This window comes from Clostridium sp. 1001283B150225_161107_B6 (assembly GCF_015556325.1).
Lineage (GTDB): Bacteria > Bacillota > Clostridia > Lachnospirales > Lachnospiraceae > Enterocloster.
The window spans coordinates 586,451-606,047 of sequence record NZ_JADNMD010000002.1 but is presented as its reverse complement, the minus strand read 5'-3'; the positions used below and the strand labels follow the sequence as shown (position 1 = coordinate 606,047).

Here is a 19,597-nt window from a genome sequence, read left to right as displayed (position 1 = left end):
CAAACGCAGAAAAAGCCGATAATTTCTGCGTTAATACATAATGCAGAAGTCATCAGCTTTATAAGCGGTTCTAGTCAGACTAAGGGAGAACTTCATTCCCGGTACTTATTTTATAACTAAAAATACAGAATGTCAATGGATTTCCTCTTTACGGTCAGAATTCTCCTCCGGCCTTTTCATCTTGCCTGAACGGCTGTAAAATTTTTTCATATGATGCAAATTTGATGCATCTTTGATGCCTTTTTGATGCCTGTCCATTGTAATCTGGACAGTAAGGAAACTCCTACAAATAACAAACGAGGTGTAAACAATGAAACGGAAGAAAACATGGCTCTGTGTATGTCTGACCCTGCTTATGCTGACCCTGTCCCCTGCTGCGGTCTACGGCGGGGAACCGGAGGGGGATGCGGCGGACAAGACTCTTGCCCCCTATTTCTTTATACAGGACACCGGAGGGACGGCGGAACAGTTCCCCCTGAAAGACACAAGTGTGTCCACCACAATAAACGGCGTCATTGCCGAAACCTATGTCACCCAGACCTATACCAACGAAGGACAAAATCCAATCAACGCCAGCTACGTGTTCCCGGCATCCGCCAGGGTCACGGTCCATGGTATGAAAATGGAAATCGGGGACGAGGTAATCACGGCAAAAATCAGGGAAAAGGAAGAGGCCAAAACAGAATTCGAGGAAGCTAAAAGCGAAGGAAAAAGCGCCTCTCTGCTGGAACAGCAGCGTCCCAATGTATTTACCATGAATGTGGCCAATGTGATGCCCGGGGATACGGTGCGCATTGAACTGCACTACACCGAACTGATATCCTCCCGGGACGGGGTTTACCAGTTTGTATTCCCCACCGTAACCGGACCCAGATATGCCAGTCCTTCGCCGGAAAACAGCGGGCAGGATGAGTGGGTGGCAAGTCCTTACCTGGAGGAAGGAACCGCCCCTCAGGGAACCTATGATATTGCCGTCAACCTCTCCACAGGCGTTCCCATTTCCAGTCTGACCAGCAGTTCCCATAAAATCAAGGTGGAAAAAGAAAGCGAATCCGCTGCCCATGTGACCCTATCTGATTCCGGAGAATTTGCAGGGGACCGGGACTTCATCCTGGATTACAGACTTACCGGGCAGGATATAAACTGCGGACTCATGCTGGACACAGGGGAAAAGGAGAACTTCTTTATGCTGATGGTACAGCCTCCGGAGCGTGTCAGGGCGGAGGAGATTCCGCCCCGTGAATACATATTTGTGCTGGATGTGTCAGGCTCCATGTTCGGGTATCCTCTTGACACTGCAAAGGAGCTTATACGGGACCTGGTGGGAAATCTCAGGGATTCAGACCGGTTTAACCTGATACTGTTTTCAGACACAGCCATCTCCATGGCCCAAGCATCTGTACCTGCCACCATGGAAAACATCCAGATGGCCATTGACCTGATTGAGCGCCAGGACGGAGGCGGCGGCACGGAGCTGGCCCCGGCCCTCGAACAGGCGGTTTCCCTGCCAAAGGACCCGCAGATGGCCAGAAGCATTGTCACCATCACAGACGGCTATATGTCCGATGAGGCGTCCATTTTCAAAATAATAAATAAGAACCTTAAAACTGCGGATTTCTTCTCCTTTGGAATCGGCACCTCCGTCAACCGCTATTTAATTGACGGAATCGCAAAAGCCGGCTCCGGGGAAGCCTTTGTTGTAACGGAGCCGGAACAGGCCTCAGGCACTGCCAGTGATTTCCGCACCTATATCCAGTCCCCGGTCATGACCGGCATAAAGGTTTCCTTTGATGGTTTTGATGTTTACGATGTAGAGCCGGACATCCTTCCCACCCTGTTTGCCCAAAAGCCCATTGTCCTGTTTGGAAAATGGCGGGGCCAGCCTTCCGGCACCATACGGATAACCGGCAAAACCGGAAATCAGGATTACATACAGGAAATACCGGTGGACCGGACAGAGGCCGGAACAGACAATCATGCCATATCCTATCTGTGGGCCAGGACAAAGGCAGAGCGTCTTACGGATTACGGTACACGGGAGGATACCCAGGATATAATCAGGCAGGCCATGGTCAAAAAAACCGTCACACAGCTGGGACTGGACTACAGCATGATGACACCCTACACCTCCTTCATCGCGGTCACTGAAACAGTCCGCAACCAGGAGGGTTCTGCCGCGGATGTGAACCAGCCCCTTCCGCTGCCGAAGCATGTGTCTGATTTTGCCGTGGGAACCGGATATACCATTGGCTCAGAACCCGGAACCCTGATACTTCTGTGTGCTGCGGGAGTCATAATGGCAGCCGGCTGTATCCGGCGAAACAGCGCCAACAGGAAAAAGAAGCAGACGGAGGAGGCATAAAAAGTGGATATCCGCAGCGCAAAATCCTTTATCCGGCAAACTATCCCCTTCTATCTTGCGGGAGCCGCCTTCCTGCTGGGAATGAAATATTATTACAGCCGCATGGACTGCGGCAGCCTTTCATGGATTCTGTCCCCCACTGCCTGGTGGGTCAGCGCCTTAAGCGGAATTTCCTTCATAAAGGTCCCCCAGGCAGGCTATGTCAGCCATTCCTACCGTTTCATCATAGCCGCCTCCTGCTCAGGCGTCCGGTTCCTGATGATTTCCGCGGCTGCCCTGGTTTTCTCTTATATCCACCGGATGAGGACCATGAAGGGTAAATTGGGATGGATGGCCTTAAGCGCCCTGGCTTCGTATCTGCTGACCATCTTTGTCAACGGCTTCCGAATCCTGTTCTCCATCTTCATCCCCATATATCTGGGAATGACCGGCAGCGGGACACCGGGGGCTGGCATGGCTGGCTCAGGTACGGCCGGTCCGGGCACAGCCGGTTCAGGCATGGCTCACGCCTGGAGCATATGGCTCACGCCGGAACGGCTTCATACCATTATTGGGGCTGCTGTTTACTTTACCGCCCTGTTTGCCATATGTCAGCTGGGGGAGTATGCCTCCCGGAGATGCTCTTCTGTTTCCGGAACATCCCGCTGCAGGAACAGCCCCGGAACATCCCGCTGCTGGAACAGCCGGACCCGGTCCGGAATTTCCCCCATGAAGGCCCTGGGCGGATGGGCAGTCCCTTCATTCTGGTATTTCTCCCTTGTTTTGGGGATACCGTTTCTTAACAGAGCATACAGAAACAGTCCAGGAACCTTCACAGACTATGCGCTCCTGCTGACAGCCGTCTGCCTGACCCTGGTGGTTCTTCACGGCACCTGTTCCGCAATCATCCGTCATATGACCGGCGGAAATCATAAAAAATCATCAAAACATGAACAGACATAGTTTTAAACTATATCATTCCGTGCTAAAATACCTCCATGCATCAAATGCAATGGAGGTATTTGTCATGACACTGCAGCAACTGCGCTATATTGTAACCATCGTAAACTGCGGCTCTATTTCCGAGGCGGCAAAGCAGCTTTTCATCACCCAGCCCAGCCTTTCAAATGCAGTCAGGGAACTGGAAAAGGAAATGGGCATATCCATCTTTAACCGCAGCTCCAAAGGCATTGCCCTTTCCTCCCAGGGAACAGAATTCCTTTCCTATGCCAGGCAGGTACTGGAGCAGGCCGAGCTGCTGGAACAGCACTATACCAACAAAAAGCCGGTAAAGCGCATCTGTTCCATATCCACCCAGCACTACGCCTTTGCCGTCAATGCCTTTGCCAACCTGGTATCCAGGCAGAACACCGACGAATATGAATTCACGCTGAGGGAGACCCGCACCTATGAGATTATTGATGATGTAAAGAATTACCGCAGTGAGCTGGGCATTCTTTATATCAATGATTTTAACCGGAAGGTGCTGGAAAAACTGTTTAAGGAAAGCTGTCTTGTATTCCATCCCCTGTTCCGGGCCAGTCCCCATGTATTCATCAGCGTAACCCATCCCTTGTCAGGCAGAAAAAGCGTAACCATAGAGGACCTGGAGGATTACCCCTTTCTGGCCTTTGAGCAGGGAGAAAAAAATTCCTTTTATTTCTCAGAGGAAATACTCAGCACCATTCCAAGAAAGAAAGTAATTTATGTCAGCGACAGGGCCACCCTGTTCAATCTTCTCATTGGACTGAATGGATATACCATATGCAGCGGCATTTTAAACCGCAACCTGAACGGCGACTCCATCATGGCGGTTCCGCTGGAAACAGAAGAAAACATGCTCATTGGATGGATTGCAGACCCCAGACTCCATCTCAGCCGTTTTGCAGAGAACTATCTGGAAGAGTTAAGCCGGCTCATTGGCCCGCAGACCTAGAGGCTTAAATACCCATTTTCCAAAGGCGCTCTAAGACGCCATCAGCCGGAATACGGATTCGTAAATCCGGTTTGCAATATAGGGATTATTCATGGTATACAGGTGGATTCCATCCACGCCATGGGCTGCCAGGTCCACAATCTGGTCCACCGCGTAGGCGATTCCCGCATCCCGCATGGCAACAGGATTATCCCCGTACCGTTCCATCATGGAAATGAACTTCTTCGGCAGTTTTACGCCGCACAGGGATACCATGCGTTCTATCTGCTTTTTGTTGACCACCGGCATGATTCCCGCCTCCGCCGGGACATGGATGCCTACCAGGTCCATCCGCTCCCGGAAACGGTAAAAATACTCGTTGTCAAAGAAAAGCTGGGTAATAAGCTGGCTGACGCCCGCATCCACCTTGTCTTTCAGGTATTTCATATCCCTTACCAGACCGCCTGATTCCTGATGTCCCTCCGGATAACAGGCGCCGATTATGTTAAAATCCCCTTGCATTTTTATGAATTCCACCAAATCCGCAGCGTACTTAAAATCTCCTGCCGGTATCCTGTCAGGAATACGGTCCCCCCGCAGGGCCAGGATATTTTCTATGTTCTGTTCCTTCAGCTGTCCCAGAATCAGCAGAACGTCTTCCCTGGTCAGGTTCAGGCATGGAATGTGGGCCACGCTCTCTATGCCGTATTCACGCTTAATGAAAGACGCTATCTTAAGCGTTGCCTGGCTGTTCTCGCTGCCCCCTGCCCCGTATGTGACGCTGATGAAATCAGGGGTGATTCCCTTAAGTTCATCTAATGTCCGGTAAATCGTATCAATGGGCGCTGTCCTCTTAGGAGGAAATACCTCCAGGGACAGTACTGTCTTATGGTTAAACAGTGATGATGTCTTCATGTATATCTGTTCCCTTCTTTTAAGTCTTTGTCATGATTTCTGATTGCAGTAATCATAGCACAAATCAAAAAGAAGGCATAATTTGTAATTTTTATAGGCTTCTATAGTTTAAAACTATATCACTCTCCCTGTTCCTGCCTCTGCTTCTCCAAGGCGTCTCTCTTTTTCAATACATCCATATGCTGCAGCTCTATTTTCCCTTACTCCGGTCATAGGCCTGTATATAGACAAAATTATCGTTTGTGCGTTCCATTCTGTATTCCGAATCCAGGACAGCGTCAATGAACTCCCTGCCCCCTGATTCCACGGCCACCACCTTCATTCCCAGCTCCCGTTCCACATCCTGGACCGTCAGGTCATCTAAAAACACCTGTTCGCCCATGCGCAGCATATTGGATGGAATCTGCAGTACTTCACCCAAATCCTCCCCTGCATCCTGACGCTCCTTTAACTGTCCTATCAGGTCCTGTCCCGTTATAAGACCGGATACCGTTATGGTCTCCCCAAAGAAATCATTCCGTATAAAGTACACATGAATGGTCAGATGCGGAAATGCGTCCATCAGCTTTCCCGCAAAGTCACAAATGGTGGAATAGGTCAGCTTCCCCGTTGCAATGGTCAGCTTCCTTGTGACTGTCTTTTTCAGCCTTTCATACTCCCTGCCATTGATAACTGCTTCCAGGGCCTCGTTGAATTCATTGATGAACATACGCATCATTCCCACTCCATTTTCCAGCTGGATATAACCGTCATAGCGCTCCTCCTCCGGAAAATCCCTGCCTGCCGTAATGTACCACTCATCACTTGCATGAATGAAATGAAGTCCGTATTGGTCATAAAATTCCTGCTGGCGGCTTTCCACCAGGTCAATAACAGCGCCGGCCTCTTCCCTGGTATATAACTCAATGGGGAACAGCCCCTCCCTGAATTTTGTGATTCCTGCCGGAACCACGGATACGCTTCTTAAGAAGGGCAGATATTTAGACAAATCATTGATGGTCCTCTCCAGCTCCGCCCCGTCATTTACATTCTTACAGCAGACCACCTGTCCGTTCATTTCCACATGACCGTCATAGAGCATCTGCAGATACTTAAGCTTATCGCCTGCAAATCGGTTGTGGAGCATTTTACACCGCAGCTGCGGATTGGTGGTCTGCACGGATATATTAATAGGAGCCAGCTGCATCCGGATGATTCTCTCTATGTCTCTTTCCTTCATGTTGGTCAGGGTGATGTAATTTCCCTGCAGGAAAGAAAGCCTGGAATCATCGTCCTTAAAATATAAGGTTTCCCGCATCCCCGGCGGCATCTGGTCAATAAAACAAAATATGCACTTGTTGCTGCATGAACGGTAATCGCTCATCAGGCCGTTTTCAAACTCCACCCCCAGGTCATCGTCATAATCCTTGTCGATTTCCAACAGCCACTCTTCCCCGTCCGGTTTTCTTATGACTACCTCAATATACTCATCCTTAATCAAATACCTGTAGTCAAATACATCCTCAATCTCTTCATTATTGATTGAAAGAAGTATATCACCCGGTTCGATTTCCATCTCTTTTGCAATGGAGCCGGGAAATACTTCTTTTATCACATGTTCATTCTTTTTCATTTTCAATCTATTTTCCTCAGTATTATAGTTCTTTCCATAATCCCTGTTTTTATGCTTTTGCTTCCCGGTAACATGCCCACACGCAGCACCCGGTAAGGGCCGCTGCAAACAGGCACGCTGCTGCCATGGACAGCCAGCTGACGCTGCCTCCAAAAGAAATTTCCCGAATAAGCCGCGTGGTATGGGTCAGCGGCATGATATTCACAACCCACTTCAGGGCTTCCGGTATGCCGTCCAGCGAAAAAAAGGTGCCGCATAAAAATGACATGGGGGTTATTACAATATTTGTAAAATTATTCATGTCATAATGGCTTTCCATCATCATGGCTGCCAGAAAACCCAGGGCTGAAAAAATCAGCGAATTCAGTATGACTGCTGTCAGCAGCCAGCCGTTCATGGACAGCCTGGCCCCTGACACGATTCCCAGCAGAACGATGAATACACCGGAATACATACCGCGGAGGGCTCCTGCAAAGATATGGCCCATTGCCAGCAGATACATCCGGGTGGGCGAATACAGATAGCACTCAAAGCTCTTCTCGTGGAGGCGCATGACACTGATGCGGGTTGAAACGGAAGTGTAGCTGTTCCGCATGGTTGTCATGGCTAAAAGTCCCGGTATCAGATAATAGAGATAGGGTCTTCCGTCCATCTCCATCACCCTTCCCAGCCCCATTCCAAAGGTCACGAAATACAGCAGCGGAGATACCATCTGGGAAAACGTGACCCGCCAGAACCGCCGTTTAAGGAACAGCCATTCCCGCCACAAAATCGTGGTTATTTCCATCCTCCCACCCCCTTACTGGTATAGTGGAAGAATACATCCTCCAGGGTGGACGGCAGTACGCTGCACAGTGCGTCAATCTCGGCAGACCTGGACTTGGCAGCAGCCAGGTCCCTGAAAAACTCAGCCTTCATCCTGTCACCTCCGTCATATTCCACCTTAAAGGGTCCGATTTCATCAATCAGTCCTTCCGGCGTATCCTCCTTAAATATCGTTCCTCCGTCAATCAGCATCACATAATCACAAAGATGCTGGGCCTCTTCAATATAATGGGTGGTCAGAAGTATGGTCTTTCCCTCCTTGTGCTGCATGCGCAGAAAATCCCATATATCCCGGCGGGCATTGGGGTCAATGCCTACGGTTGGCTCATCCAGAAATAAGTATCTGGGGTTGTGAATCAGGGACTTTGCAATCATCAGCTTGCGCTTCATCCCTCCGGACAGGTTCTGGGTCACCCGTTTCCGCACACTGTCCAGTCCGAGGAATGTGAGGAGACGGTCTGTGGAAACAGCAATATCCGCCTTTCCCATCCGGTAAAGGCGGCCTGCAAATTCCATATTTTCTTCAACCGTCAATTCCTTGTCCAGGTTGACGTGCTGGCTGGTCACACCAATGGCCTGCTTTACAGCCACAGCATTCCGGTCCATGACCTGTCCGTCAAAGGACACGGTGCCGGTATCCGGCATCAGCAATCCTGTCATCATCCGCATTAATGTTGTCTTTCCTGCCCCATTTGGTCCCAGCAGGCCCAAAAACATTCCATCAGGTATCTCCATGGTGACACCCTTCACCGCTTCCACATCTCCGAAACGCTTATGCAGGTCTTTACATAGAATCATTACTGCCTCCCCTGCTTTTTGATAATGACTGTGGACAGATAGGGGATATCATAATGTTTCAGCTCCTCAAAATCAGTCACCAGACGCTCTTCACCTGTGCCGGTCTTGGTAATCAGCACAAACCTATCCTCCAGGTGGTTCTCCTCCAGGGCCTGCAGCAGGGCTTCCGGGTCAGTGGAGGGCTTCATCAGAACCACATTGTCGTGTTCCCTGAGCACCCTTCCCAAATCTTCACTGCTGTTTTTACGCACGGGCGCCACAACCAAATCTTCATTCCAGGCTACCAGAGGCATTTTCATGGAGTCTGCCACTGCGCAGAAGGATGTAATGCCGGGCACCACCTCTACCTCCACGCCTGCTGCCTCTATGTAAGGCAGCGTATACATAAATGTGCTGTAAACCGCCGGGTCCCCCAGCGTAATAAAGGCACCGGTACGCTCCCCGTTTAAATGCTCTGCGATGCATCCTGCATTCTGCTCCCACATTTCACGCAGCTTCATGCCGTGATAATGCATTGGATATACTAAATTTACGATTTCCGCCTCTGTGTTCTTCAAAAGTCCTTTTATGATATCAAAAGCAAAGCTGCCTGCTCCAGTTTCCTTTTCAGGGCAAAAAATCACATCCGCCTCGTTTAAAACGCGGTATGCTTTCAATGTAAGCAGTTCCGGGTCCCCCGGTCCTACGCCAATTCCATACAGTTTTCCCATTTTGCGTTCCTCTTTCTGTTCTTATACCATGACATGGTACCATATCCGGAGGCAAAGGGCAATTATTTAATTCACCCTATTATACTTCACATCCGGGGGATGGAAAAAAGGCCCTGACGCTGAGTGTACAGCGCACGGCCTGTCCTGGGCTAATCCGGGACTGCACTAATTGCTGTGGTTTTTCCTGGTATTATAAAGGCCAAAATACTTCTGTGCCTCCTCCTGATTCAGGGAAAACCTTTGTTTCAGCCGCTCAAGCGTCTGTTCCTCCGTCTTTCCGTCCTCCAAATAATCCAGGATAAAAGCCCTGATTCCCTCGTTTCTACCCTCTGCTCTACCCTCGTTTCTTCCCTCTTCATAACGGACTTCCAGGGCGTCCTCCATATTGAACTCCGTAAACAGCATATTCACCGCCTCCGTTCCATGTTCTCTCAGAAACTCCGCCAAAAACCCCTTCTGCTCACAGTCGGACATGGCGCTGATAATTGCCTCATCGCGGCTCTTTCCCTGTACCAGATAATTCTTTATCTGCTGGATAAACCAGGAATACTCATACAAAGGCCCGCATTTTTTTAGAATCGGGTGGTTTGACGGCAGATTGATATTAATTACCTTTACACTTAATTCTAGCATAGGATATTGGGTCTTTTCAAGGTATGCATCCGAAAGTTTCAGAATTCTCTCTTCCGGAAAGTGTTTGTCACCATTATAGAAAACAAAAAACTCAGGCGTTGGAATCTGAATCCGGCCGGTGCGGTACAATGCTCTGGACTCAACCAGTTTCTCCATTGTCCTTCCATAGTAAATGGCATCCCTTAACGGCATATATTTCAAAGACAAACAGGACCATGACATGAATCACTCCATGCACAGCCCTGTTCCGTTGTCTTTTATGTGCCGGCCAGACCCTCCCCGTCTATACCGTCTCCGCCTGTTCCTCCCCTGCCATCCGCATCTCCCTTCTGGTATACAAATATACCAGAAACAAAGTTATACCCAGACACGACAGCTCCGATACAGCAGGCGCCCACCAGATTCCCACGCCTCCCATTACCGCAATACAGCCTGCTAATGCAGCCGTCATAATAATCATGCCTCTGCCCATGGAGATAGCCAATGACTCCTTCGGCCGTTCTATGGCCGTAAAATATCCTGCCCCCACAATGTTGAATCCCAGCACCAGGAATGACAGGCTGAATATCCTGAATACAGACGCCGAGTAAAGCCTGAGTCCTTCCAGCTTTTCTGAAATAAAGAGGGCCACCAGCCAGTCAGCCCCTGCCATAGAACCAATAAAGGCAATTCCAGCAACGCCAACAGCCGCTGTCAGGGAGTACTTAAGAAGCCTGCTGCAGACATCCCTCTCCTGCCTGCCGTAATAAAAGCTGATTAAGGGCTGGATGCCCTGGGCGATTCCCGCCATGGACATGACCACAATGGTATTTACATATGCGATGATTGTGTAGCTCACCACTCCCTGTTCGCCGATATACCGGAGTATGGCATGATTGAACATGAATACCGTGAAACCTGCCGACAGCTCCGTAAGTCCGGAGGACAGCCCAATCTTTACCACCCGGAAAAACTGTCCCGAATCCCAGACCGGTCTGGCAAACCGTATGGTGGCCTTTGGCCCCAGGAAATGTTTCAGATACAGGAATACGGGCAGCATCTGCGACAGTCCCGTGGCAGCCCCTGCTCCCGCAATGCCCCAGTGAAACACCATGACAAAGAAATAGTCCAGCACACAGTTCATAAGGGCGCCTGAAGCCACAGCCACAGCTGCAAACCGCGGGAATCCGTCTGTCTTCACCAGTGTCTCAAACGTGTATGATATGATGAACCACCATGTAAAGGGCAGAAGGGACAAAATATAATGCTTCACATACTCCGCCGTGCTCTGGGTGGCTCCCAGGAACTTTACAATGGGGTCCAGGCACAGCCACACAGTGACCATAATGAGCAGGGACAGGACGCCTGTCACCACCATATTCTGGGTGTTGGCCTGATTGGCCTCCCGCTGCCTGCCCTGCCCCAGAAAAATGGCCACCACCGTGGATGTGCCCACGGCAAACAGGATGGAAACAGAAAACAGGAAATTTACAAAGGGAGAGGCAATATTCACTGCGGACAGAGCCACCTCCGATACCCCCCTGGCCACAAACATCCCGTCCACCATGGTATACAGCGCAAAAATCCACTGGGCCACCACGGAGGGCCATACAAACCTCCAGAACTTTTTCTTCAGTGACATTCCTTCAAAATTCATGATACAGCTCCTTTATGACAACTTTACAACCGGCTTGCATTACCATCATAAACCTTGGTATAATACCAAGGTAAACAGTAAATATTGCCATATTTGGGAGAAAATTCATGTCAACATTTTATAAAATCGGGGAGATTGCAGCCCTTTACAACATAAGTACGGATATTCTGCGCTATTATGAGGAGCTGGGCATACTGGTCCCCCGCCGGGCCTTTAACGGCTACCGCATTTACCGAACCGAGGACCTGTGGTGCCTGAATGTAATACGCGATTTGAGGGAACTGGGGTTTTCCATGGAACAGATAAAGGCTTATATCGAAAACCGGAGCATTGATTCCTCCCTGGAATTGTTCCAGAAGGAAATGGATGTGATTGACCGCCACATTGAACGGCTTATATCCCTCAGGGACAACATCATCACCCGCAGGGAAACCATTTCCCGGGCAAGGATGCTTCCCCTTGGTACCATCACATTAAAAGAAATGCCGTCCCGGCCCTGCCACCGGATTATGCAGAGCTACGAGACGGACGAAGAAATGGATATTCTCATCAAACAGCTGGTCTCCTTTGGACCGGACCGTCAGTACATTATAGGCAACAACCAGATGGGCTCCTTTATCAGCCTGTCCGATGCCATGGACGGACGATGCCAGCAGTATGACGCAGTGTTCATCCTTCATCCGGACGGGGAGCACTGCATCGGGGAAGGCTCCTATCTGTCGGTCTGTTACAGCGGCAACTTCCGACAGACCCGCACCTATGTGCCCCAGCTCCTTGCCTATGCCAGGGAACATTCCTTGAACATCCGGGGACCGCTGCTGGAACTGCTGTGGATTGATGTCCATACCACTAAGCATGTGGAGGAGCAGGTGACGGAGCTGCAGTTAAAAGTGGATTAGCACATCCCCCATCTTAACCAGCTTATCCCTGCCCAGCTCAGCCAGCTTCCGGTTCTTCTCATTTACAGTCCCGAAATCCTTCAGACAGCAGATGACCTGGCCGCAGGATGCCATAACCGCAGCCGCCCGCTCATACGTCTCCTCCTGAATCAGCTCAAAGGGAGCTTCCGATATCACCTTTGCGGCCAATGCCACGGCAATGGGGTAATCTATGTCATTTTCGTGGAGGATGCCTGCAGCAAAGGGAATTCCCATGCGCTGCAGCTTCCTGTACACCGGGATTCCGCTTCCGTTTCCGCCTATGACGAACACCTGGGGCGTTCCCCTGACCGGTTCCATTTCCAGGCAGCCCAGCTCGGCATGATAGCTTCCTTTCGTAATTCCGTACAGACTGGTAATATAGGAGGATGTAAAGATTTCTTCCGGTGTGCCGCACCGTTCAATGTATTCCCCGTTCACACAGACAATATAATCCGATAATTTCTGCGCTAAATCCAACTCATGCAGGGACATAAGCACTGCCACCTTCTTCTCATGAACCAGGTCCTTAAGTATCGTCAGAAGCTCCAGCTTATGCCGGATATCCAGGAATGAGGTGGGTTCGTCCAGCACAATGGCCCTGGGTTCCTGGCACACAGCCCGCGCCAGAAGGATGCGCTGCTTCTGCCCGTCGCTTATCTCTGAAAAATCCCGCCGGGCCAGGTCCCATGCATGGACCAGCTCCATGGCCTCCCTGACCTTCTTTCTGTCTTCTGCGGTCAGTATGCCCATTCTTCCGGTATACGGGTAACGGCCGGTGCTGACCACATCCTCACATGTCATAAGTTCAGGATGAATCCGTTCTGTCATCAGAATGGACATACGCTTTGCAATTTCCCTCTCCCCCATCTGCTCCATAGGCGTGCCATCCAGATATACGGACCCTTCCAACAGTCCCAGCTGCCGGATTACGCTTCGGAGGATGGTGGATTTGCCAGCCCCGTTTGGACCAATCAGAGTCACAATCTGGCCCGGTCTCACATGAATCCCGATTTGCCTAATAAGAGGTGTACCGCCGTACCCCACGGTCATATTTTCAGTCAAAATGTAATCTTCTGCCATGATATCCGCCTCTCTGTCTCTCCCTCTGTTCTATTTTCCTGCTGCCCCCATCCTTCCCAATCACTGCATGTTCTTACGGTTATGCACCATCATATAGATGACAATGGGCGCGCCGAAAACAGCTGTCACGGAGCTGATGCTGAGTTCCGTGGGCGCAAAAACCGTTCTGGCCGCCAAATCACAGAACAGGCAGAACACAGCGCCGCCCAGGAAGCAGCCCGGAATCATGAGTATGGGCTTTGCCGTCTTAAACAGGCTCTTCACCAGGTGCGGGACCGCAATGCCCACAAAGGATATTGGACCGGCAAATGCGGTCACACAGGCCGAAAGAATGCTGGAAAGCAGAATCAGGGCCACCCTGAACCCCAGGATGTTTACCCCCATGTTCTGGGCATATACCTCTCCCATCTGGTAAGCGCCAATGGGCTTTGCCATGAGAAAGACAAGGAGCAGCGCCAGGAATATCACTGCTGTCATGACCCTTACATTCTCCCATGAGGTACCTGAAAAGCTGCCCATGGACCAGTTGTGGAGATTGACAATGTTGGCGTCATCCGCAAATGTCACCACAAAATCCGTTATGGCGGAACAGATATAGCTAATCATTACACCGCAGATAACCAGCATGGACATCTTCTTTACCTTACCGGAAATCATCAGAACAAATCCCATGGAAATCATGGAGCCTGCAAAAGCAGCCAGAATCATCCCGGCTGAGCCGATGGAGATTCCCCTCCCCAGCAGGACAATCATCACAAGGGAGACCACCAGTTTTGCGCCGGATGAAATTCCCAGCACAAATGGCCCTGCGATGGGATTTGCAAAAAACGTCTGGAGCAGGAAACCGGATACGGATAAGGCTCCGCCCAGTATCACAGCTGAAAGAATCCGCGGAAGGCGTATATCCCACACAATGTGGTATGAGGTGTCCTCTCCGGTTCTCCTGAGCAGGATCTCACCGATTTCCTCCACGGACAGATGCACACTGCCGGAATTAATGTTCCAGATAAATAATAAGCACATCATGGCTGCCAGAAGGGCAAATGAAATACTGTATTTTGTGTAGGTACCTTTTGGCATTGGCATAACTCCTTTTTCCGGCAGCCCATGGGACTGCCATGTATCTTTGCCGGGCGGGAATGGGTTTTCAGACAGGCTCTAGCGCAGCCGGTGCATATACCTTAGTCCTTCCGGCTCCTTCTCTGTCAGTATCCGGTGGATATCCAGAATCATATCCCCCAGCCCCATGGTTTCCTGGAACAGGCTTTTTTCCGTGCACCACACATTTCCCTCCTTCACAGCCTTAAAATCAGCCAGAAGGCTGCTTTTATCCAAAAGCTGGTCCAGGCTGTCCAGTTCCCCGTCTATGGTGCTGTTGTAAATAATGTAATCTGCATCCCTGGCAGCGGCATAAAAGCTTTCCATCTGCATGTTCATGGTGGACAATGCATTTTCATTTTCTGCAAGTCCCTGGGGTACATAGGTTCCTCCGGCCAGGGCAATCATTTCAGCCACATAATCCCCTGACTTTCTCACATTGACATAACCGTTGCTGCTGATATAAAAAAATGCTGCTGTCTTCCCGGTATTCTCCTGGTTTATCACAGGTAACAGCTGTCTTACCTGGTGGTCAAAGCAGCGCTCTGCCTGTTCCTCCCGGCCCAACAGCACGGCATATAATTTCAGCCACTCCATCCTGCCAAGGGGATGGCTCTCGTAACTGGAACGCTCCACCAGAACCGGTATCCCCAGCTGTTCCAGCTGTTCCTTTACTTCCGGGGAATGATAAATCATGGTGGATTCTATGGCCAGGTCGCAGGACATGGACAATATCCGCTCATAATCCGGTGCATTGTATTTGCCCGCATAAAGCATTCTGCCATCTTCCAGGGCTGACCTGGCCTCCTCTATGTACCAACCGGAAGCGTCTGTCCCGGACAGTGTAATCCGGTCCGTTCCATCCAGGCTGCAGAACAGGTCCATTGCTGATGTTGCCGCCAGATAAATATTCTTCAGCGGCTGTTTTAAGACAGCCACATCGTCCGGAATACCGGAGGGCTCTGTTTTTCCTTCCGGAACCACCAGATAGCGGCCGCTGTCCTTTATGGTTATCATTGAGTAGCCGCCATCGTAGTAGTCCACTGAAAACTGGTTCGCATAGAGAAGTTCCATACTCCCGGTTATCTTTTTGCTGCTCCAGCTTTCCGGGGCAGCCTCAGGGTCCTCATCCGCGGCCGTCTGTCTTGCAGCCGTCCGCCCTGTGTCAGCCCGCCCGGCCGGCGAACAGCCTGCGCATATCACCGCCATCAGAATTCCTGCAGCGGCAACCGCCGTCACTATCTTTTTTCGTCTCATCATTCAGCCCTTTTTATTGTCGTCGAATCAAACACCAGGGTATATTCCACCTCATGAGGCTCGCTCATGGCGATTGTATCTGCTATGACCGGCATCTTCCAGTCAAAGGCACTGACCGGAATCTCAAAGGAAGAATTCCCTTCCGTGTTCACCAGGTCAAACTTCTCGCCCCCTACCTTCATATAATCATAGTTGGAACTGCTCCAGATAATGGTTGCAAAAGCCTTGCCGTCCTCAATCCGGAGTGCTGCCGGTGTCTCCACAGATGCCCGGCCTGAACCGCCCTCCAGCCTGACTGCCACTGTATAGGAACCATCCTCCAGCTCAAGGCTCCCGGCGGCAGCCACCTTACCGTCTGCAAACGCCTCCGCCGGAAGGGAGCCGGCACGGAATACCAGCACACGGTCATACCACTTTTCCTTTTTCTTGCTGAACGCGCTGCAGTCAATTCCCTTGTCCAGTGCTTCCACCGGCACCTTGAAGGTGTGTTTCCCATCCGCATTTTCCGCAAATGGAATAAAATCCGTATCCGAAGCCCGCTCTGCATCAGCGCCTGTTCCCATATACAGTTTCAGATACCCGGTTCCGCTCATGGTCATAACCGCGCTCATGGCTCCATCCTGCACCGTAAGTTCACACTCCGTAATCCGGAACATGCTGGAGCTGGAGTCCACCTTAATCTCATAGACCCCATCTTTTATTGCATCTGCCAGGACTGGTACCATTCCGTCTTCCGCTGCATCCATCCGGCTGCCTGTCTCCTGGCTTGCGGTGTCTCCTGCCTGGGCGCGCTCTGCTCCGGACGTTTCCTCCGCAGAGGTCTCCGCGGCAATGTCTGCAGCAGCCGGCGCCTCCTTTCCGCAGCCTGAAAGAGTTCCAGCTGACAGCCCCACGACAAGCAGCAGGGCAGCCAATTTCATTTTCCTGAATTTCATTTCCAATCTCCCCACTTTTAAAAGGGCAGTCAGCAAATTACCCCGACCGCCCACTTATCTTTCTGATTTATTTTGCCAGACTGTCAACTGCTGCCTGAGCATGTTCCACAAAGAGCTGCTGGATTGCCTCCAGCTCGCCCAGTCCGCTGACCAGACATGTCACTTCATAGCCTGCATCCTCAAAGGCAGTCTTCCAGGAGCCTTCCTCGTCTCCTGCCATGTCATTGTTGGCATGGTCGCCTGCTACAATCATCAGAGGTTCCAGGACCACCTTCTTATAGCTGCCTTCCTTCACGGCTGACAGGACATCATCCAGGCTTGGCGTTGCCTCCACGGTACCCACATAGTAATTCTTATATCCTGCCTCTGTGAGCATATCCTGCATTTTTGCGTATACCTGGTTGGAATCCGCCTCAGTGCCATGTCCCATGAAGCAGATAGCTGTCTCGCCGTCATCATACTGGGCTGTTGCCTCTGTGATGGCCTTCATAACTGCCTTAAAATCGTCATCTGTGGTAAGGAGAGGCTTTCCGATTGCCACTTTCTCAAATGCATCCGAATACTCCGCCACTTCATTGACCAAATCCGTATACTCAAGCCCATTCATCAGATGGGTGGGCTGAATGACAAGATTCCTGACGCCATTCTTTTCCGCCCGGTCAAGGGCCTCGCCTACATTGTCAATAGCAACGTCATCCCGGGATTTTACGTGGTCAATAATAATCTGGCTGGTAAATCCTCTTCTTACGGCAAAGTCAGGAAATACCTTCTCAATAGCGTCCTCAATGGCACCAATGGTCAGACGTCTGCTGTCATTGTAGCTGGTACCAAAGCTGACTACCAGAAGTTCATTTTCACCGATTTCATCCTGATTCCTGGTATTATCCTTAGATGCATCTCCGGTATCGTAATTCTCCTCGTCTGCCTCGGCAGCTGCTTCTGCGGCCTCTTCTGTTGTCTGCGCTGCTTCCGTTTCTGCCGCTGTTGTTGTCTCAGCAGCCGCCGCTGCCTCATTCTCCTTGGCTGTCTCTGCGGCTGTTTCCTTCTGTCCGCCGGAACAGCCGGCCACGGTCACCGTTGTCAGGGCGGCTGCCGCAAATAATACTGCCAGTTTTTTCATTTTCATCTTCTCTTTCCTCCTTGTTTTATATAACCTCATCGGTTAAAGCAAGGTAGAGGAATATGCCGCCTGTATCGGATGAATCCCAAACGGCAGCCTGCACGCCCATAGGCGTATTCAGGAAGATGTCCGCAGATATGTGATTTTCTGCAGATATGTAATACGCAGCGTTTCCATACCCCGAAGCAATCCGCTTCCATCCGGGCATAGTTTCCCCTGCGTAAAAATCCGTTACCGTCTGAGTCAGAAATCCGCGGCCGAAACACCGTAAATCGGTACAACCAATTACTCGTGATTTGGAATTATATTCCTGTACCAACAACTGGCAGGTTTCCTGACTTGTATATCAACACGCATGACCGCCTTCCCAATCCGAAACCGAATCAGTGACTGTCCTTGACATTGACCATGCGCTCCTTACTTACAGTGACGAGACCGTACAGGATTTTCACCTGTTTCCCTATTACCCGCAGTCTGCCATGGACAGACAGCGGCACCAGCTGTTCTTAACTCGATATGCTTTATCCTACCACTTAATGTAAAAAAAAGCAATAAAATCAATCATTATCCGGCAGCAGCTTTACTGTGACCATGATTTGTTTCAGGAAATCCCCTTCCTCCAGCTTGATATCCTCCATATGCGTCTGGGGCGGAAACTCAAAGGTTTTTTCTTCAATCTCCAGATAGAGCCAGTTATATGCTGCCTCCCTGGCATGTTCCACAGCGTCCTCCAGATCCGGTCCGTCTGCCTCGCAGCACTGCAGATCCGGAAATGTTACATGGTAGCCTTTATCGTTTTTATGGGGCGTAAATACCGCCGGGTAAGTAAATGTCATATTCTTCTTCCTCCAATATTCATATTAAAACATACTTATTATATACTGGATTTGGATTCTGCACAATCTCAGACAATGACCGGACAGCTGTTATTTTCTGGATGTATTGTTTGCTGCGCTTGTTTCGGCCTCAATCTCCTTCCTGACATCATGCCATACCACGAAGTTTCCTCACAAACGCTCCGGATTCCTGCCTTACCAGCTCCACGGAAGGAAGGTTAAGGCATTCATAGGACATGTAATCGGAAAATCCGGCTTTTTTTAATTTCTTTACAATCTTCTCAAAATCCGTATGCCCGTATCCCGGGAACATCCGGTTGGAGTCCGCCATATGTACATGTCTCAGCCGTTTTCCCATGCAGTCCACTGCCTCTTCAAACCGGGCATCCTCTATATTTGCATGGAAAATATCCCAAAGTATCCCCATGCAGTCCGGATTTCCCAACTGTTTTCCTATGAAATCCACTGTCTCCTGTGCACTGTTAAAGAGCGCTGTCTCATACCGGTTGATTGCCTCCAGCATAATGGTGACCTTCTTGTCCTCTGCGTATTGGAGAACCGGCTGGAGATTCCTTGCCAGAATTTCCTTTTCCTCCTGTTCATTTCCCCTTGTGCCAAGTCCCCTGAGAAGTCCCAGGGTGACTTTGCAGCCCAGTACAGAGGCCGCATCCACATGCTGTTTCATTCTTTCCTGGGCAGTCCTCAGGGCCTCTCCCTGATGAAGAAGCGAAATATTCTCAAGGCCTCTTGCCTGTCCCGTGGATATGGTGGAACACCCCAGTCCCCTTTTATCTAAATCAGACTTTACTTTATGCACATCAATCCCGTTGTAATTGGATATACAGACCTCTGCGCCGTCAAAACCGCTTTCCTTCAGCCAGTCCAAAGCTGACTCATATTCCGTGACTTTAAAGGGTGAAAAAGGTGTGTCGTATTGTAATGTAACCGTACCGCTGAATTTCATTC

18 protein-coding genes and 2 riboswitches are annotated in these 19,597 nt (G+C 50.4%); of the genes, 4 read left to right on the top strand and 14 right to left on the bottom strand.

What is annotated here, in order from left to right:
* Positions 1 to 36: 36 nt before the first annotated feature.
* Positions 37 to 109: riboswitch (Fluoride riboswitch) on the bottom strand.
* A 201-nt stretch (positions 110 to 310) separates the two neighbouring features.
* From I2H39_RS07835 to I2H39_RS07825, 3 genes are all read left to right on the top strand, one after another.
* Positions 311 to 2,362: a VIT domain-containing protein gene (locus I2H39_RS07835; protein ID WP_195626191.1), complete on the top strand. Its 2,052-nt coding sequence runs from the start codon at positions 311 to 313 to the stop codon at positions 2,360 to 2,362.
* Between the two features lie 3 nt (positions 2,363 to 2,365).
* The gene (gene xrtK, locus I2H39_RS07830) at positions 2,366 to 3,304 is read left to right on the top strand and encodes an exosortase K (protein ID WP_195626190.1); all 939 of its coding nucleotides are present in this window, start codon (positions 2,366 to 2,368) and stop codon (positions 3,302 to 3,304) included.
* A gap of 64 nt (positions 3,305 to 3,368) precedes the next feature.
* Positions 3,369 to 4,277, top strand: coding sequence for a LysR family transcriptional regulator (locus I2H39_RS07825; RefSeq protein ID WP_195626189.1), 909 nt, complete (start codon positions 3,369 to 3,371; stop codon positions 4,275 to 4,277).
* 30 nt (positions 4,278 to 4,307) lie between these two features.
* Here I2H39_RS07825 and metF read toward each other — a convergent pair whose 3' ends face one another.
* From metF to I2H39_RS07790, 7 genes are all read right to left on the bottom strand, one after another.
* A complete protein-coding gene (gene metF / locus I2H39_RS07820; RefSeq protein WP_138307826.1) occupies positions 4,308 to 5,171 on the bottom strand; it encodes a methylenetetrahydrofolate reductase [NAD(P)H] in 864 nt (287 codons plus the stop codon).
* 190 nt (positions 5,172 to 5,361) lie between these two features.
* On the bottom strand, positions 5,362 to 6,783 hold the full coding sequence (locus tag I2H39_RS07815; protein ID WP_330640823.1) for a DUF512 domain-containing protein: 1,422 nt from the start codon (positions 6,781 to 6,783) through the stop codon (positions 5,362 to 5,364).
* A 49-nt stretch (positions 6,784 to 6,832) separates the two neighbouring features.
* On the bottom strand, positions 6,833 to 7,570 hold the full coding sequence (locus tag I2H39_RS07810) for an ABC transporter permease (RefSeq protein WP_138307822.1): 738 nt from the start codon (positions 7,568 to 7,570) through the stop codon (positions 6,833 to 6,835).
* Positions 7,561 to 8,406: an ABC transporter ATP-binding protein gene (locus tag I2H39_RS07805; RefSeq protein WP_138307820.1), complete on the bottom strand. Its 846-nt coding sequence runs from the start codon at positions 8,404 to 8,406 to the stop codon at positions 7,561 to 7,563. The genes I2H39_RS07810 and I2H39_RS07805 overlap by 10 nt, the downstream gene beginning before the upstream one ends.
* Positions 8,406 to 9,116: a precorrin-2 C(20)-methyltransferase gene (cobI, locus tag I2H39_RS07800; RefSeq protein ID WP_138307818.1), complete on the bottom strand. Its 711-nt coding sequence runs from the start codon at positions 9,114 to 9,116 to the stop codon at positions 8,406 to 8,408. Before cobI ends, I2H39_RS07805 begins: the two co-directional genes overlap by 1 nt.
* 165 nt (positions 9,117 to 9,281) lie before the next feature.
* Complete coding sequence (locus I2H39_RS07795) at positions 9,282 to 9,941, bottom strand: hypothetical protein (RefSeq protein WP_240305404.1); 660 nt, start codon at positions 9,939 to 9,941, stop codon at positions 9,282 to 9,284.
* 91 nt (positions 9,942 to 10,032) lie between these two features.
* A complete protein-coding gene (locus I2H39_RS07790; RefSeq protein WP_138307816.1) occupies positions 10,033 to 11,385 on the bottom strand; it encodes an MATE family efflux transporter in 1,353 nt (450 codons plus the stop codon).
* A 107-nt stretch (positions 11,386 to 11,492) separates the two neighbouring features.
* Here I2H39_RS07790 and I2H39_RS07785 point away from each other — a divergent pair, with 107 nt between their 5' ends.
* Positions 11,493 to 12,284, top strand: coding sequence for a MerR family transcriptional regulator (locus tag I2H39_RS07785; protein WP_138307814.1), 792 nt, complete (start codon positions 11,493 to 11,495; stop codon positions 12,282 to 12,284).
* Here I2H39_RS07785 and I2H39_RS07780 read toward each other — a convergent pair.
* From I2H39_RS07780 to I2H39_RS07750, 7 genes are all read right to left on the bottom strand, one after another.
* Positions 12,270 to 13,385: an ABC transporter ATP-binding protein gene (locus I2H39_RS07780; RefSeq protein ID WP_138307812.1), complete on the bottom strand. Its 1,116-nt coding sequence runs from the start codon at positions 13,383 to 13,385 to the stop codon at positions 12,270 to 12,272. The two genes, I2H39_RS07785 and I2H39_RS07780, sit on opposite strands and share 15 nt — an antisense overlap.
* Positions 13,386 to 13,445: 60 nt before the next feature.
* Positions 13,446 to 14,465 (bottom strand): iron ABC transporter permease, encoded by a 1,020-nt coding sequence (locus tag I2H39_RS07775; protein ID WP_138307810.1) that lies wholly within the window; start codon positions 14,463 to 14,465, stop codon positions 13,446 to 13,448.
* Between the two features lie 78 nt (positions 14,466 to 14,543).
* Positions 14,544 to 15,740: an ABC transporter substrate-binding protein gene (locus I2H39_RS07770; RefSeq protein WP_347708574.1), complete on the bottom strand. Its 1,197-nt coding sequence runs from the start codon at positions 15,738 to 15,740 to the stop codon at positions 14,544 to 14,546.
* On the bottom strand, positions 15,740 to 16,675 hold the full coding sequence (locus tag I2H39_RS07765) for a hypothetical protein (RefSeq protein WP_330640822.1): 936 nt from the start codon (positions 16,673 to 16,675) through the stop codon (positions 15,740 to 15,742). Before I2H39_RS07765 ends, I2H39_RS07770 begins: the two co-directional genes overlap by 1 nt.
* A gap of 67 nt (positions 16,676 to 16,742) precedes the next feature.
* Positions 16,743 to 17,801, bottom strand: coding sequence for a sirohydrochlorin cobaltochelatase (locus I2H39_RS07760; RefSeq protein ID WP_195626185.1), 1,059 nt, complete (start codon positions 17,799 to 17,801; stop codon positions 16,743 to 16,745).
* A gap of 300 nt (positions 17,802 to 18,101) precedes the next feature.
* Positions 18,102 to 18,311, bottom strand: a riboswitch (cobalamin riboswitch).
* 41 nt (positions 18,312 to 18,352) lie between these two features.
* A complete protein-coding gene (locus tag I2H39_RS07755; RefSeq protein WP_138307801.1) occupies positions 18,353 to 18,631 on the bottom strand; it encodes a type II toxin-antitoxin system HicB family antitoxin in 279 nt (92 codons plus the stop codon).
* A 148-nt stretch (positions 18,632 to 18,779) separates the two neighbouring features.
* Positions 18,780 to 19,595, bottom strand: coding sequence for a sugar phosphate isomerase/epimerase family protein (locus I2H39_RS07750; protein WP_138307799.1), 816 nt, complete (start codon positions 19,593 to 19,595; stop codon positions 18,780 to 18,782).
* Positions 19,596 to 19,597: the final 2 nt, after the last annotated feature.